We start from the raw sequence: 14,353 nt of genomic DNA, 5'->3' as shown, positions 1-14,353 counted from the left end.
GGCGCCGAAGAACGTGCGCAAGCAATGGGGACGGCTGATCGACGCCTATCTTCGGCAGACAACGCCGCTGCTTGGACTCGTACTTCTGGTCGACGGGCGTCGCGGGCTGACGGACGACGACCGGCGCATGGTCGAGTTCCTGGAAGGACTCGGCACACCGACGCTGTTTGCGCTCACGAAGACCGACAAGCTGAACCGCTCGGGGCGTCGGAGGGCGGTCGAAGGCCTCCGGGACGCCCTGGGGCTCGATGAAGACCAGCTGGTCGAGACCTCCGCGCAGACCGGCCTGGGCATGGGCACCCTGCTCGAGAGCATCACCGCCCTCGTCGCCGAGGCGGAAACCCGCTAGACCGGGAGGCCGGGTGTCCAACTCCTTTCCGGCTCGCTACGGGAAGTGGGCCGTGGTGGCGGGTGCGTCGGAGGGGCTCGGCGCCGCCTTCGCCGCCCAGCTTGCCGAACGGGGCATGCACCTGGTGCTGATCGCGCGCCGCAGCCTTCTCCTGGCGGAACTCGGGGAGCGGCTCACCGCAGAATACGGGGTCGAGGTACGCTGCCTGGCCCTGGATCTGGCCGACCCCTCGTTCGCCGGCGCACTTGCGGATGCCGTTACAGGGCTGGACCTCGGCATACTCATCTACAATGCGGCGCACGTACCGGTCGGACCGTTCCTTGACGCCGAAGACGACGCGATCGAGCGGGCAGTGGACGTCAACGTGCGGGGGCCGCTCCTGCTTCTGCGGGCGCTGGCGCCGGCCATGTGCGAGCGTGGGAGGGGGGCTGTGGTGTTGATGTCATCGCTCTCGGGGCTGCAGGGGTCGCCCCACGTCTCCGTCTACGCGGCCAGCAAGGCGTTCAACATCGTTCTCGCCGAAGGTCTCTGGTACGAACTGCGCGCGCACGGTGTCGACGTCGCCGTCTGCTGCGCCGGCGCGATGCGCACCCCCGGCTATGTCAGGTCGTTCGACCGCGACGTACCGGGGATGCTGTCTCCCGAAGAAGCCGCTCGCCAGGCACTCGATGCGCTGGGTAAGGGGCCGCGTCTGGTGCCGGGACGGATCAACCGGATGGCGGCCCAGCTCCTGGGGCGCCTTCTCCCCCGCCGGGCCGCGATCAGACTCATAGCCAGAAGCACGAAGCACCTGACATGATCCGCGTTTGCAGGAAGGAAGCAGGATGACTTTCGGCGGGCTTCGCTGCTGGTGCTGAAGCTGCGGGGCAGGACACCGGACGAGGCCGCCGCGCCCGGGTCAGATATGCGGACCACAAAATACAACCGGATCGGGAGCGCGGTATCCAGCGCGATCGTCGATCGCTTCTCGCGACGGGAGACGCTCAGCCCCGTGCCGGAGAACGTCCGCGTCGACGGCAAGGTCTGCCTGATCACGGGCGCCAACAGGGGGCTCGGAAAGGCGGTGGCGGTCGATCTCGCGAAGCGCGGCGGGCACGTCCTCATGGCCTGCCGCGGCGGCCATCCGAATGCCGGCGAAGACGTCAAGCGATTGTCAGGCTCCGACACGGTGCAAATGCTGAAGGTGGATCTCGCCGACCTCGAGTCGGTGCATGCGCTCTGCGACAAGCTCGAGCGTGACCACCCGCGGGTCGACATCAGCGTTCTGAACGCCGGTCTGATGCCGTTGAATGCGCGCAGGTCGCCCCAGGGTTACGAGTTGATGTTCGCCGTGCATTTTCTGGCCAATCGAGTATTGATCGACCGGTTCCTGGCCGACGGGACGATCCGGCCGTCCGGCCACCCCGGGGAGACTCCGAGGATCGTGTTCGTCGCGTCCGAAACGTATCGATCCGCAGGCCCGATCGACTTCGAAAATTTCGGCACTTTTACCGACTACGGTCTGAAGGACGGCCTCAAATACTATGGGTTGAGCAAACTGCATCTGTGCACCTACGCGCAGGAACTCTCGCGCAGACTGAATCCGGAGCGTGAGATCCGGGTCGCGGTGAACTCGCTCTGCCCGGGGGCGGTCAACTCGAGCCTGGCGCGAGAAGCGCCGTCGTTTCTGAAACCCCTGCTCTACCCGCTCATGCGGTGGTTCTTCGCGACGCCGGAGAGGGCGGCAGCACCCGTCACGTACGCGTGCTGCGCGGAGGAGATGGGCCGGCGCAGCGGTGTCTACCTGCACGTGATGCGGGAGAGGGAGGTGTCCGCGCTGGCCATGGATGAGGCCGCCGGCGCGAGGCTGTGGGAGGCGAGCGAGGCACTGCTGGCAAGACATGCGCCAGGTGGCGCGGCGGACGCGTCCGGATTTCGAGGCTTCACCGAAGCATAGCGAGGGATCACCGTGTTCAAGCACCTGTTGAGTTCGGATGCCGTGGACATCGACGCCCCGATCGAACGGGCGTGGGACATACTCATGGATGTCGAGCGGTACGGGGAGTGGAATCCCTTTACACCCCGCGTCACCACGGATTTCGAACTCGGCTCACGCGTCGATCTGTACGCCATGATCGGGCCGGTGGCGCTGAAGCAGGTCGAACGGATCGAGTCCGTCGATCGGCCGCACCTGCTGGCCTGGAGTACGAAGATCGGCCATCGCTTCCTGCTCTCTGCCCTGCGGGAACAGCGATTGGAAGCCCTGGGTGAAACACGTTGCCGCTACCTGACGACCGACGCGTTTGCCGGTCTCCTCGCACCGCTGGTCATGCTGCTCTTCGGGAACCTGGTCCGGCGTGGCTTCAACGACGTGGCACGGGGGCTGAAAGCACACGCGGAAGCCGCCTCCAGCCGCTGACGAACGCGCTAGAAGTCGATGCCGTACTTGCGGATCTTGCGGTAGATGGTCCGTTCGCCGATCTCGAGTTCCTCGGCAGCTCTACGCCGGTTGCCGCCTACCTTGTGCAGCATCGCGATGATCGCCTGGCGCTCGATCTCCGCCATCGTCATCCCCGGTTCGATGACGATCCCGTCCGGTGCAGGCTCATGCTCGTGAGGGGAAGCTGGCCCCGCGCCAAGTGGATCGGCGTCGGGGCTGGGTTCGGCGGCGGCCCCGGCATCCGTGGAATCCGACCGCGGCCCGGGAGCGTCGAGGGTGTCGGTGATATCGATCTCGACGGCGTCCCCCGCCCCGGCTCGATCCGGACCCGGCGGGAGTCGACGAACGCCCGTCTTGTAGGCCTCGAACTCCCGCTTGAGGTCTTCGATATCCACCTTGAGGTCGACCAGCGTGCGGAACACGAACTCCAGCTGCGGTGAACCGGCGATGTGGCCGGCGCCGGTCTCGCGCCGAGGCATGAGTTCGGGCGCCGGCACCAGGCTGACGCCGCCCGACCGGATCTCGGGAGGGATGTCCTCGGGCCGGATGACGGCGCCGGGGGCGAGCACGACCATGGATTCGATCAGGTTGCGGAGTTCGCGGATGTTGCCGGGCCAGTCGTAGTCGAGGAGGATCTGGAGCGCTTCGGGGGCCAGTCCGCGGAATTCCCGGTCGTGCTGGCGGCTGAACTCCGAGATGAAACGGCGGATGAGCACGGGAATGTCCTTCCGGCGCTCGCGAAGCGGCGGGACGTGGACACTGAGGACGTTGAGACGGTAGTACAGATCTCGCCGGAACTCCCCGGTCTCGACCGCCTGCCTCAGATCGCGGTTCGTCGCGGCCACGACACGCACGCTGACCCGGATTTCGTGGTCGCCGCCGACCCGCATGAAGCGGCGGCTCTCGAGGATTCGCAGCAGCCGGGTCTGCGTGGGCGGCGGCATCTCGGCGATCTCGTCGAGGAGCAGCGTGCCGCCGTCGGCGAGTTCGAACATGCCCCGGCGCAGCGACGTGGCCCCCGTGAACGCGCCCTTTTCGTGCCCGAACAGCTCGGACTCCAGCAGCGATTCGGGCAGGGCGGCGCAGTTCACCGCGATGAACGCCCTCCCGCGCCGTGGCGAGAGCCTGTGGAAGGCCCGCGCCACGAGTTCCTTCCCCGTTCCGCTCTCGCCGGTGAGGAGGACCGTGCTCATGACCGGAGCGATCAGGTGAACGCGCTCGAGGATCTCGCGGACGGCCTCGGTGCGGCCGACGATCCCGGTCTGGCGCTGGAGGTCGTAGCGGTCGAGCTGCGCCTTCAGGACCACCCGGATCTCATCGGGATCGACGGGGACCGAGAGCGCTTCATCGAGATCAAAGGACTGGGCCAGACGCCGGCGCGCGTCAGAACTCGTATCCGTCGTCAGCCCCAGGACAGGGGGACGTGGAATCTCGGCTTCGAACAGGCCCCGCATCGCGGCGGCGCGGCGTTCATCAGGGGCGGACGTGAGGATGAGCGCCACGTCGGCGGCGCCACCCAGTCGCCCTTCGATCTCGCGTACGGACTCGACGAGTTCGACTTCGTGCCCGTCGGCCTGGACGGCCGCCCGGACGGCGATGGCGTCCTCGACCGCGCGCCCGTCGACGAAGACGCGCGCCATCAGCCGCCGGGCCGCGCGGCGGGCTTCGGGGGCGGGGGCGGCGCGTGCACGGTCTGGCCGCGCAGAAGATCGACCGCATGGTCGATGAGAGGTTCGAGGACCGCGAGTCCGTCGGCGACGCCGCCCGGGCTTCCGGGCAGGTTCACGACCAGCGTCTCGCCGCGGATCCCCGCCAACCCCCGCCCGAGGGCGGCGTACGGCGTGGACGCGGCGCCCGCACGGCGCAGCAGTTCGGCGATCCCGGGCGCCTCGCGCTCCAGGATGGTTCGCGTCGCCTCGGGGGTCACATCGCGAGCGGCCAGTCCGGTTCCGCCCGTCGTGAGGACGCAGTCGACGCCCGCCAGGTCGCACCAGTGCAGCAGTCGCGACACGATGGCCGTACTCTCGTCGGGCACGACATCCGCGCCTTCGAGCGTGTACGCCCGGCCCTTGACCCACTTCCTGATCAGCTTCCCCGAACCGTCCTCGCGGGCTCCGGCGTGCACGCCGTCGGAGACCGTCACGACGGCGATCCGCGGGGCGATGCGGTGCAGTGACCCGCGCGTATAGAAGGGCGGCCGCACGACCTCGGCCGCGATGGTCTTCCCCCGAATCACGATCTCGACGGCGTCGCCGAACTCGGCTGCGACCGGCAGATAGGCCGTCGCGATCCCGAAACCGAGGGAGGGGCTCACGGTTCCGCTCCGCACCTTGCCGACCGCGTCCCCCTCGAAGCGCACTTCGTAACCGGGCCGCGGGAACCCCCGTTCCAGAAGCCTCACGAAGCGCAGCCGGCGCGTGAGCCCCCCGGTACGCTGGGCGGCGAGGGCTTCCCCACCCACAAAATCGCCCTTGGCGTGCTTCACGAGCCAGCCGAGACCGGCCTCGAGGGCGGTCGTCTCGTCGTCGATATCGTTCCCGTACAGCGCGTATCCCATCTCGAGACGCAGCGAATCGCGTGCACCCAGGCCCGCGGGGACGGCTCCGGACGAGATGAGCGTGCGCCAGGTTCGCACCGCGTGCGCGTTCGGCATGTACAGCTCGAAACCGATTTCGCCCGTATATCCTGTGCGACTGATGGCGCAGGGGGCACCGGCGATTTCTCCTTCGGCGAACCTGTAGTAGCCGATGTCCGCGAGCGGCTCGTCCGTCAGGTTCGCCAGGATCGCCTCGGCCCGGGGACCCTGGAGGGCGAGGAGGGCGATCTCATCGCTCTCATCCGTCAACTCGACCGAGAACGCCCGTGCAAGTCCGGACAGGTGCGCCCAGTCCTTTGCCATGTTGGCCGCGTTCACGACCAGCCGATAATCCCCCTCTGCCATGCAGTAGACGACGAGGTCATCGATCACCCCGCCCGTCTCGTGGCACATGGCGCTGTATTGGGCGTCTCCCGGGGACAGCCGCGAGGGATCGTTCGTCGTCACATACGAAATGAACCGCAGCGCGTCGTCGCCGCGGACCCGGAACTCTCCCATGTGCGACACGTCGAACAGTCCCGCCGTCTCACGGACCGCGTGGTGCTCGGCCCGGATGCCGGCCGGATACTGCACGGGCATCGCGTAGCCGGCGAAGGAGACAATCTTGCCACCCAGCCGGACGTGCTCTCCAAACAGGGGAGTCTCTTTAAGGTCCTTCACGAGATCGTTCCCATCAGCATGGTGAGGATCGCCTTCTGCGCGTGGAGCCGGTTCTCCGCCTCATCCCAGACGCGCGACGCCGGACCGTCGATCACTTCGGCCGCGACCTCTTCGCCCCGGTGCGCGGGGAGGCAGTGCAGGAAGATCGCATCATCGGCCCCGCGCGCCATGATCCCGGCGTCCACGTGATAGCCGTCGAAAGCACGGGCCCGCTCGGCGGCCTCCTCTTCCTGTCCCATCGAAGCCCACACATCGGTCGTGACGACATGCGCGCCTTCGGCGGCCTCCGCGGGCGCGCGGACCAACTCCACGACGCCTGCAGCCTCTGCCCCGGCGAACACGGCCGGGTCGGGATCGTAGCCTTCGGGGCAGGCCAGCCGTACCCGGAAGCCCAGCTGCGCCGCCGCGTTCAGCCACGAGTTGGCGACGTTGTTCCCGTCCCCGATCCAGGCCACGACAAGCCCCGACAGATCTGCACCGAACTCGGCGCGCACGGTCTGCAGGTCCGCCATGATCTGGCAGGGATGCAACAGATCCGTGAGGCCGTTGATGACGGGGACCGTGCCGTGCCGTGCGAGTCCCTCCACATCCTCCTGCGCGAAGGTCCGGATCATGACCCCGTCCACGTAGCGCGACAGGACGCGGGCCGTGTCGGCGATCGGTTCTCCTCGCCCGATCTGGATGTCGCGGGAGGAGAGGAAGAGGGCCTGTCCGCCAAGTTGATGCGTTCCGACCTCGAACGACACCCGTGTTCGCGTAGAACTCTTCGTGAAGACCATGGCGAGCGTCTTCCCGGCGAGAGGCCGGCCCGCGGCATCCGGGTCCGCCTTCAGCCGGTCGGCCAGGTCGAGCGCCTCTCGAAGCCGCACGGGCGTCCAGTCGGCAATCGAGAGAAAATGTCGGTTCCGGTCCATTGAGACTCCGTTCGGGACGGACGCGGCCGGTGCGCCCGGAGGATCAGAGGATGTATCGTCTCAGGTCTTCGTCATCCGCGATCTGCGAGAGACGGTCCCTGACGAACGCCGCATCGACCGTGATGGTCTGGTCGGCACCCGCCTCCGGCAGGTCGAACAGAATCTTCTCGAGCAGCGTGCTGAGCACGGTGTGGAGCCGCCGGGCGCCGATGTTCTCCGTCCGTTCGTTCACGTGGCTCGCGATGCGGGCAATTTCCCGGATCGCGTCGTCGTCGAACTCGAGGTGGGCGGACTCCGTTTCCACGAGCGCCTGGTATTGCGTCAGCAACGCATACCGGGGCTCGCGAAGGATCCGTGCGAAGGCCTCGGCGTCCAGACTCTCGAGTTCCACCCGGATGGGGAACCGCCCCTGGAGTTCAGGGATGAGATCCGATGGCTTCGAGACGTGGAACGCACCCGCCGCGATGAACAGGATGTGGTCGGTCCTCACCATGCCGTATCGGGTCTGGACCGTCGATCCCTCGACGATCGGCAACAGGTCGCGCTGCACCCCCTCCCGGGAGACGTCAGGCCCCGCACCGCCGCGCCTTCCGGCGACCTTGTCGATCTCGTCGAGAAACACGATGCCGAGGCTCTCGGTTCGGCGGAGGGCCCTCTCGGTCACTTCCTCCATATCGATGAGATTCGCGATCTCTTCGGAATGGAGGATCCTGCGGGCCTCCGCGACGCTGACCAGGCGCCGTCGGGTCTTCCTGGGAAGCATGCCCTTGAGTACCTCCCCGACGTTGAAGTCGAGGCCCTCCATCCCGCCCCCCACGTCCAGCATGGGGATCGAACTCTCGCTCACCTCGACCTCGACCTCGCGTTCGTCGAGCGCGCCGTCGCGGAGAAGTGCCCGGAGCTTCTCGCGCGTGCGCCGTTTGCGCTGGTCGGAAGGTCCATCGTACGGACTCTCGGATGTCTGGCCCGAAAGCGACACGACGAACCGCCTCTCCTCGCCCGGCGCGGGTTCGGGTTCGCCTTCGGCTACGGGAGGCAGGAGCAGGTCGAGCAGGCGTTCCTCGACGCGCTGCTCGGCGATCTCGCCGTGCCGCGCCTCCTGCTCATCCCGGATCACGTTGATGGCGACTTCGACGAGGTCCCGGATCATCGACTCGACATCGCGGCCGACGTAGCCCACCTCGGTGAACTTCGAAGCTTCGACCTTGATGAACGGGGCCCCTGCGAGGCGGGACAGCCGGCGCGCGATCTCGGTCTTTCCCACGCCGGTCGGCCCGATGAGGATGATGTTGTTCGGGAGGATCTCCTCACGCATCCCCTCGTCGACGTGCTGCCGACGCCACCGGTTGCGGAGCGCGATCGCCACGGCCTTCTTGGCTTCGTCCTGTCCGATGATGTACTGGTCGAGTTCCTCGACGATCTGCCGCGGAGTCAGCGCATCCGCGATCCTGGCCTCGCCGGGGGGCGGGACAGGGCTGATATCTGTCTTCATGTGCCTTTCGCCTGGCTGGCCGCCAGTTCGATAACCGTGATCTCTTCGTTCGTATACACGCAGATCTCCGCCGCGATCTCGAGCGCCTGCCGCGCCACTTCGGCAGCCGAGAGATCGGTCCGGCGTGCCAGGGCGCGGCCGGCGGCGAGCGCGTATGGCCCACCGGAGCCGAGGGCGAGGATCCCGTCGTCCGGTTCGATGACCTCTCCCGTGCCGGCGACCATCAGGCTGCTCTCGCGGTCGGCCACGGCAAGCACCGCCTCGAGCCGCCGAAGATAACGATCGCTCCGCCACTCCTTGGCGAGTTCGACCGCCGCCCGTGCGAGGTTGCGCGGGTGTCGCTCGAGCTGCGCCTCGAACTTCTCGAACAGCGTGAGGGCGTCCGCGACCCCGCCTGCGAAGCCCGCCAGAATCCGTCCGTCGCGCATCGTCCGGAGCTTGCTCGACCTCGCCTTGACGATGGTTTCACCCATGGTCACCTGGCCGTCGCCCGCCATGGCGACTTCGCCTCCGACGCGAACGCACAGGATCGTTGTCGCCCTTACGCGCCCGGAACCCACCGCGTTGCGTTCCATCATCTCCTCATTCTCCTCCGCGTGGGTGGGCTCGGGAGTGTACACGCTTGAGGCGGTCGACGGATGTGTGCGTGTAGATCCGCGTCGTACTCAGGCTGGCGTGCCCCAGCATCTCCTTGACCGAAACGAGGTCCGCGCCGCGATCGAGGAGGTGGGTCGCGAACGAGTGGCGGAGCGAGTGCGTCGTCAGTCGCTCGCCACCGGCGACCTGCGCGAGCCGGGCCGCGACATCCCGCTGGATCTGCCGCCTCGAGAGCCGGGTGCCGCGGATCGAGAGGAAGACCGCGCCGGCCTCGCCGGACGGGCGGGCGGAGAAGTACTCGCCGAGCGCCTCGGCCGCAGGCCGGCCCAGCGGAACCACGCGCTCCTTCGCTCCCTTGCCCAGAGCCCGAACCTGTCCGGTGTGGAGGTCCACGTCGATCACGTCCAGGCCGTGCGCCTCCGCCAGCCGCAGCCCGCAGGAATACAGTAGTTCGAGGAGGGCCCAGCGCCGCAGCGCCACTACGGATCCGTCCCGGCGCGCCGTCTCGGCCGCAGAGTCCAGCAGCGCGCGCGCCTGATCCTCGCTCAGGAACGCGGGCAGCGGCCGCTCGCGGCGAGGCGTGCGGAGCAGGAGGGCGGGACTGGCCTCGACCCGATCCGTTCGCTGGAGGAACGTGAAGAAGGCGCGCACGGCGGCGAGTTTGCGGCCGATGGAGGCGCGCTTGAGGCCCCGGAGTTCGAGTTCTCCCATGAAGGAACGGATCGAGACACGATGGACATCCGCCCAGCCCCAGTCGATGGTTCCTTCGTACCCGCACACGAAGGCCTCGAACTGACCCAGGTCGCGCCGGTAGGCCGAGACGGTGTTGGGGGACAGTCGGCGCTCGGCACTCGCGTAGCGGAGGAAGTCCTCGACCCACTCGGTTCGGGCTCGCACCCGTGAATCGGCCGGTGCGGCGGTCCGGGTCATTTCCGGGACGACTTCCCTTGGGGGCCGCGCCGGCCACTCCCCGTCTTCGCGGCGTCCCTCTCCCTCCGCTTCCGCAGAAGCTCCAGCGCGATGGTCACCGTCACATCGTCGGGCTCGAGCCCCTTGGGAAGCGAGGCGTTCATCCTGCCGTGCTTCACATAGGGGCCGTAGCGGCCCTTATGGATCGCGATCGGCTGGCCGTCGTCCGGGTGCTCCCCGACGGTCCGGAGCGGTTTGGCCGCGGCGCGGCGCCCGCGTGTCTTGGGGACCGCGAGGAGTTCCATGGCCCGGTCGAACGTGATGTCGAGCGGGTCGTCTCCGTCCGTCAGCGAACGGTAGTCGGACTGGTGCACGACGTAGGGACCGTACCGGCCGATTCCCACCTTCACCGGCTCGCCGCTCTCCGGATGGGTTCCGAGCGGGGCCGGCATGGCCAGAAGCTTCAACGCTGTCGCCAGCGTGACGTCCTCGGGCAGGACGTTCGCGGGCAGGGAGGCTCGCCTGGGCTTGCCGCCCCCCTTCACGGCCTCGCCGCACTGCACGTAGGGGCCGTAGCGACCGTCCATCAGGTAGATGGTCTCGCCGGACTCAGGATCTTCTCCGAGCCGGTCGGGCCCTTGGGCGCGTTTCTTCAGCAGTTCAAGCGCCTGCTCTTCGCTCAAGTCGGCCGGGGCGACACCCTCCGGTAGCGGGGCCGTGGTGCGCGCGCCATCGAGCTCGAGCTCGAGGTAGGGACCGTAGCGACCGATCCGCACGCGGGGCGTAAGATCCCCGAGGCGCACCGTAGAGGCCTCCCGGGGGTCGATCGCCGCCTCGCGCTCGAGCAGTCGCGCCTCGAGGCCGTCGCGCCCGTTGTAGAAGCCCGCGAGGTAGGATCGCCAGTCGACGTTGCCGCGGGCGATCTCGTCGAGCGCCTCTTCCATCTCGGACGTGAAGCCCGTGTCGACGAGATTCTGGAAGTGGTTCTCGAGCAGTTCCGTCACCGCGAACGCGATGAACGTCGGGACCAGGTGCTTGTTCTGGCGCACCGCGTAACCTCGATCGAGGACCGTGGAGATGATCGCGGCATACGTCGAGGGCCGGCCGATCCCATCGGCCTCCAGTTCCTTCACGAGAGCCGCGTCTGTGAAACGGGCCGGCGGCTTGGTCTCGTGCTTCCGGCTCTCCACCTTGCGGCACGCGAGTTCCTGGCCCTCGCGCATGTCGGGGAGCACGACTTCCTGGTTCTCGAGCGCGGCGTCCGGGTCGTCGGAACCTTCCACGTAGGCCCGGAAGAAACCCGGGAACTCGATCACCTTCCCCGCGGCACGGAACCGTGCGTCATCCGCATCCACGCGGACGGTCAGATGCCTGAGACGGGCGTCCGCCATCTGGGTGGCCGTCGCCCGCCTCCAAATCAGATCGTAGAGCGCCTCTTGCCTGCCCGTGAGTCCGAGTTCGCGGGACGTCGCCATTTCGGTCCCGGCAGGACGGATCGCTTCGTGGGCTTCCTGGGCCGAACGGGACCGCGTCTTGTACCGTCGGGGGGAGGGGCTCAGATATTCCGCTCCGTACCGCGTCTCCACCCGGCTCCTGATCGCCCCGATCGCGACTTCGGACAACGTGACGGAATCCGTTCTCATATAGGTGATGCGCCCGGCCTCATAGAGACCCTGCGCGATCCGCATCGTTTCGCGCGCCCCCAGGTTCAGCTTGCGGTTCGCCTCCTGCTGGAGGGTCGCCGTCGTGAACGGCGGATACGGGCTGCGCTTCGACCGCTTCTCCCGGAGTTCGCCGACGGTGAAGGTCGCGTCGGCAAGCGACGCACGGAGTGCCTCGACCCGGTCCTGGTCCAGGAGGACCACCCGCCGCCCGGCCTTGAGCGCGCCGGTCCGTTCGTCGAAGTCGCGTCCCTTCGCAATGGCCGCCCCCTCCAGCGTCGCGAGATCGGCGGTGAAGGCGCGTCCCTCGGCGGCGAGATGTGCGCGCAAATCCCAGTACGTACCGCTCCTGAACGCCCGGCGCTCACGTTCCCGCTCGACGAGAAGCCGGACGGCGACCGACTGAACGCGACCGGCCGAGAGACCGGGCCTGATCTTCTTCCACAGGAGGGGGGAGACCTTGTACCCGACGAGACGGTCCAGAATGCGCCGCGCCTGCTGGGCCTCGATCCGGGGCAGGTCGATCTCTCCCGGTCGGTCGAGCGCCTCCACCACGGCATTCTTCGTAATCTCGTTGAAGGTGATGCGGCGGAACCGCTGTCGAAGACTCTTTTTTCGCCCGCTGAGCGCTTCGACGATGTGATAGGCGATCGCTTCGCCCTCGCGGTCGGGATCCGTGGCGAGCAGGATCGACTCGGCCTTCTCCGCCGCGTCACGGAGCTTCTTCAGCACAGGCCCCTTACCCTCGATGGTCACGTACTCGGGTTCGAAGCCCCGCTCGACATCGACGCCAAGTCCTTTCCTGGGGAGGTCCCGGACGTGCCCGACCGAGGCCTCCACGCTGAACCCATCGCCGAGATACGATTTCAGTGTGCGCGCCTTCGCGGGCGATTCCACAATCAATAGCTTCACGGGCGGTTCTTCCACTCCTTTTCGGTGAGCTTGCGGAGACCCCTCAGCGCTACCTCTACGAGCTGCTCCGGTTCCAGTCCATCCGTCTCCAGCGTGAGTTCCGCCTCCGCATAGGCGGTCTCTCTCGCGGCGAGCAGAGCGGAAAGCGCGGCCTCAGGCCTCGGGCCCGCCAGCAGCGGGCGAGGCTGCGCGCGGTCCTGCGCGCGGTCCCGGGAGAGGCGATGGATCGCGGTCTCGGGCCGGACGCGCAACCAGACGCGCACGCGGCCGCCGGACGTCCGGTCGATGTCCCGGCGCGCCATCCAGCCGCCCCCGGTGGCTACCACGACGTCCGTGACCTCCGCCACGCGGGCGGCAGCCCTGGCTTCCAGGCGGCGGAACTCGGCCTCCCCGCCTGTACGGAACACATGGGAGATCGTTTCTCCCGCCAGTTCCTCGATCTGGCCGTCGAGGTCGATGAACCGGTATCCCAAACGGCGCGCCAGGAGCGGGCCCACGGTGCTCTTCCCCGCCCCGGACAGCCCGACCAGCCAGATCCGTCGCGGTGCGCTCCCCACGTCACGGGGCTTCCGATCCACCGTTGGTCCCGCCGCGCCCACCATCTCCGATTCTCGCCAGGTAGCTCTCCACGCTGTCCTTCATGTCCGAGAGCGTATCGCCGGCGAATTTCTCGATCCACGCGTCCGCCAGCACAAGCGCCATCATCGCCTCTCCCACGACCCCGGCCGCCGGCACCGCGCACACGTCGCTCCGCTCGCGTATGGCCTTCGCGGGTTCGCCCGTCCGGGTGTTCACGCTGTCGAGCGGACGGCGGAGCGAGCTGAGCGGCTTCATGGCCACGCGGGCAACGATGTCTCCCCCGGTGGTCATCCCCCCCTCGAGCCCGCCCGCGTTGTTCCGCCGCCGCCGGTATCCCCCGCTCTCCGGTCGCGCAGGGTCCCGGTCGATCTCGTCATGCACATCGGATCCACGGGTGCGCGCGGCTTCGAACCCCATGCCGATCTCGACGCCTTTCATGGCATGGATCGACATGAGCGCGCCACCGATCCGGCCGCCCAGCCGGGTCTCCCAGGTGACGTGGCTCCCCACGCCGACCGGCACGCCCCGCGCGACCACCTCGAACACGCCCCCCAACGAATCGCCGTCGCGGCGGGCCGCATCGATCGCCTCGATCATGTCGGCTTCGGCCTGCGGGTCGATACAGCGCACGGGCGAGGCATCGGCCACCGCAAGCAGGTCCTCCGGCAGCGGCCCCGCGGTCGCTTCGACGGGTCCGATGCGAACCACGTGGCTCTCGACACGGACTCCGAACTCGCCGAGCAGCCGCTTGGCCACGGCCCCCGCCGCGACGCGGGCCGCCGTCTCGCGCGCGCTCGCCCGCTCCAGGATGTCGCGCGCATCCCGCCGCCCGTACTTGAGCATGCCGGCGAGGTCCGCGTGCCCCGGCCGCGGCAGATACACGCGCCGCAACACTTCGTCGTCTTCCACATCCGGCGCCTCGACGGCCATCGCCGCCCGCCAGTTTCTGAAGTCGCGGTTGGGGATGCGGATCGCGATCGGCGAGCCCAGCGTCTCCCCGAGGCGGACACCGGCGAAGATCTCGCCTGCGTCCTTCTCGATCCGCATGCGGCCGCCGCGCCCGTGCCCCCCTTGCCGGCGAGTCAGTTCTCGCGCGACGTCGCCCGGCTCGAGCGCCAGTCCGGCGGGCATTCCCTCCAGCACGGCCACGACTGCCGGGCCATGGGACTCGCCCGCCGTCGTCAACCTCAGACACCTCAGCATCGCGCCGCTTCGCTCCTTGTAACGTAGGCCCCGGATGGCGAGGAAAAGGATTCGCCGGGGGC

The 14,353-nt window shown here is 68.2% G+C and carries 13 protein-coding genes; 4 read left to right on the top strand and 9 right to left on the bottom strand.

Annotated features, from left to right (window positions below; all coding sequences use genetic code 11):
* Positions 1-13 precede the first annotated feature (13 nt).
* The 4 genes from ACN9M6_RS12355 to ACN9M6_RS12340 are packed head-to-tail and all read left to right on the top strand — an operon-like array spanning position 14 to position 2,747.
* Positions 14-349: a hypothetical protein gene (locus ACN9M6_RS12355; protein ID WP_419163777.1), complete on the top strand. Its 336-nt coding sequence runs from the start codon at positions 14-16 to the stop codon at positions 347-349.
* Between the two features lie 13 nt (positions 350-362).
* Positions 363-1,148, top strand: coding sequence for an SDR family NAD(P)-dependent oxidoreductase (locus ACN9M6_RS12350; RefSeq protein WP_419163204.1), 786 nt, complete (start codon positions 363-365; stop codon positions 1,146-1,148).
* Positions 1,149-1,199: 51 nt separating this feature from the next.
* On the top strand, positions 1,200-2,285 hold the full coding sequence (locus ACN9M6_RS12345) for an SDR family NAD(P)-dependent oxidoreductase (protein ID WP_419163203.1): 1,086 nt from the start codon (positions 1,200-1,202) through the stop codon (positions 2,283-2,285).
* A gap of 12 nt (positions 2,286-2,297) precedes the next feature.
* Positions 2,298-2,747 carry an SRPBCC domain-containing protein gene (locus ACN9M6_RS12340; protein ID WP_419163202.1) on the top strand — a complete coding sequence of 150 codons (450 nt, stop codon included), beginning with the start codon at positions 2,298-2,300 and terminating at the stop codon, positions 2,745-2,747.
* Positions 2,748-2,755: 8 nt separating this feature from the next.
* On the opposite strand, the gene ACN9M6_RS12335 is transcribed toward ACN9M6_RS12340, so the two are convergent.
* From ACN9M6_RS12335 to aroC, 9 genes are read right to left on the bottom strand one after another with little or no spacing between them, the layout of a single operon-like run.
* On the bottom strand, positions 2,756-4,408 hold the full coding sequence (locus ACN9M6_RS12335; protein WP_419163201.1) for a sigma 54-interacting transcriptional regulator: 1,653 nt from the start codon (positions 4,406-4,408) through the stop codon (positions 2,756-2,758).
* Positions 4,408-6,024 (bottom strand): glycine cleavage system aminomethyltransferase GcvT, encoded by a 1,617-nt coding sequence (gene gcvT, locus ACN9M6_RS12330; RefSeq protein WP_419163200.1) that lies wholly within the window; start codon positions 6,022-6,024, stop codon positions 4,408-4,410. Before gcvT ends, ACN9M6_RS12335 begins: the two co-directional genes overlap by 1 nt.
* Positions 6,021-6,938, bottom strand: coding sequence for an ornithine carbamoyltransferase (gene argF, locus ACN9M6_RS12325; RefSeq protein ID WP_419163199.1), 918 nt, complete (start codon positions 6,936-6,938; stop codon positions 6,021-6,023). The genes gcvT and argF overlap by 4 nt, the downstream gene beginning before the upstream one ends.
* A gap of 43 nt (positions 6,939-6,981) precedes the next feature.
* On the bottom strand, positions 6,982-8,430 hold the full coding sequence (hslU, locus tag ACN9M6_RS12320) for an ATP-dependent protease ATPase subunit HslU (protein WP_419163198.1): 1,449 nt from the start codon (positions 8,428-8,430) through the stop codon (positions 6,982-6,984).
* Positions 8,427-9,008: an ATP-dependent protease subunit HslV gene (hslV, locus tag ACN9M6_RS12315; RefSeq protein WP_419163197.1), complete on the bottom strand. Its 582-nt coding sequence runs from the start codon at positions 9,006-9,008 to the stop codon at positions 8,427-8,429. The genes hslU and hslV overlap by 4 nt, the downstream gene beginning before the upstream one ends.
* A gap of 4 nt (positions 9,009-9,012) precedes the next feature.
* Positions 9,013-9,957, bottom strand: coding sequence for a tyrosine recombinase XerC (locus ACN9M6_RS12310; RefSeq protein WP_419163196.1), 945 nt, complete (start codon positions 9,955-9,957; stop codon positions 9,013-9,015).
* Positions 9,954-12,509 (bottom strand): type I DNA topoisomerase, encoded by a 2,556-nt coding sequence (gene topA, locus ACN9M6_RS12305; protein ID WP_419163195.1) that lies wholly within the window; start codon positions 12,507-12,509, stop codon positions 9,954-9,956. The genes ACN9M6_RS12310 and topA overlap by 4 nt, the downstream gene beginning before the upstream one ends.
* The gene (locus tag ACN9M6_RS12300) at positions 12,506-13,087 is read right to left on the bottom strand and encodes a shikimate kinase (RefSeq protein ID WP_419163194.1); all 582 of its coding nucleotides are present in this window, start codon (positions 13,085-13,087) and stop codon (positions 12,506-12,508) included. Before ACN9M6_RS12300 ends, topA begins: the two co-directional genes overlap by 4 nt.
* Positions 13,068-14,291 (bottom strand): chorismate synthase, encoded by a 1,224-nt coding sequence (aroC, locus tag ACN9M6_RS12295; protein ID WP_419163193.1) that lies wholly within the window; start codon positions 14,289-14,291, stop codon positions 13,068-13,070. Before aroC ends, ACN9M6_RS12300 begins: the two co-directional genes overlap by 20 nt.
* Positions 14,292-14,353: the final 62 nt, after the last annotated feature.

The sequence above is a fragment of the Candidatus Palauibacter sp. genome, from assembly GCF_965197445.1.
Lineage (GTDB): Bacteria > Gemmatimonadota > Gemmatimonadetes > Palauibacterales > Palauibacteraceae > Palauibacter.
This window is presented reverse-complemented; position numbering and strand designations above follow the sequence as displayed.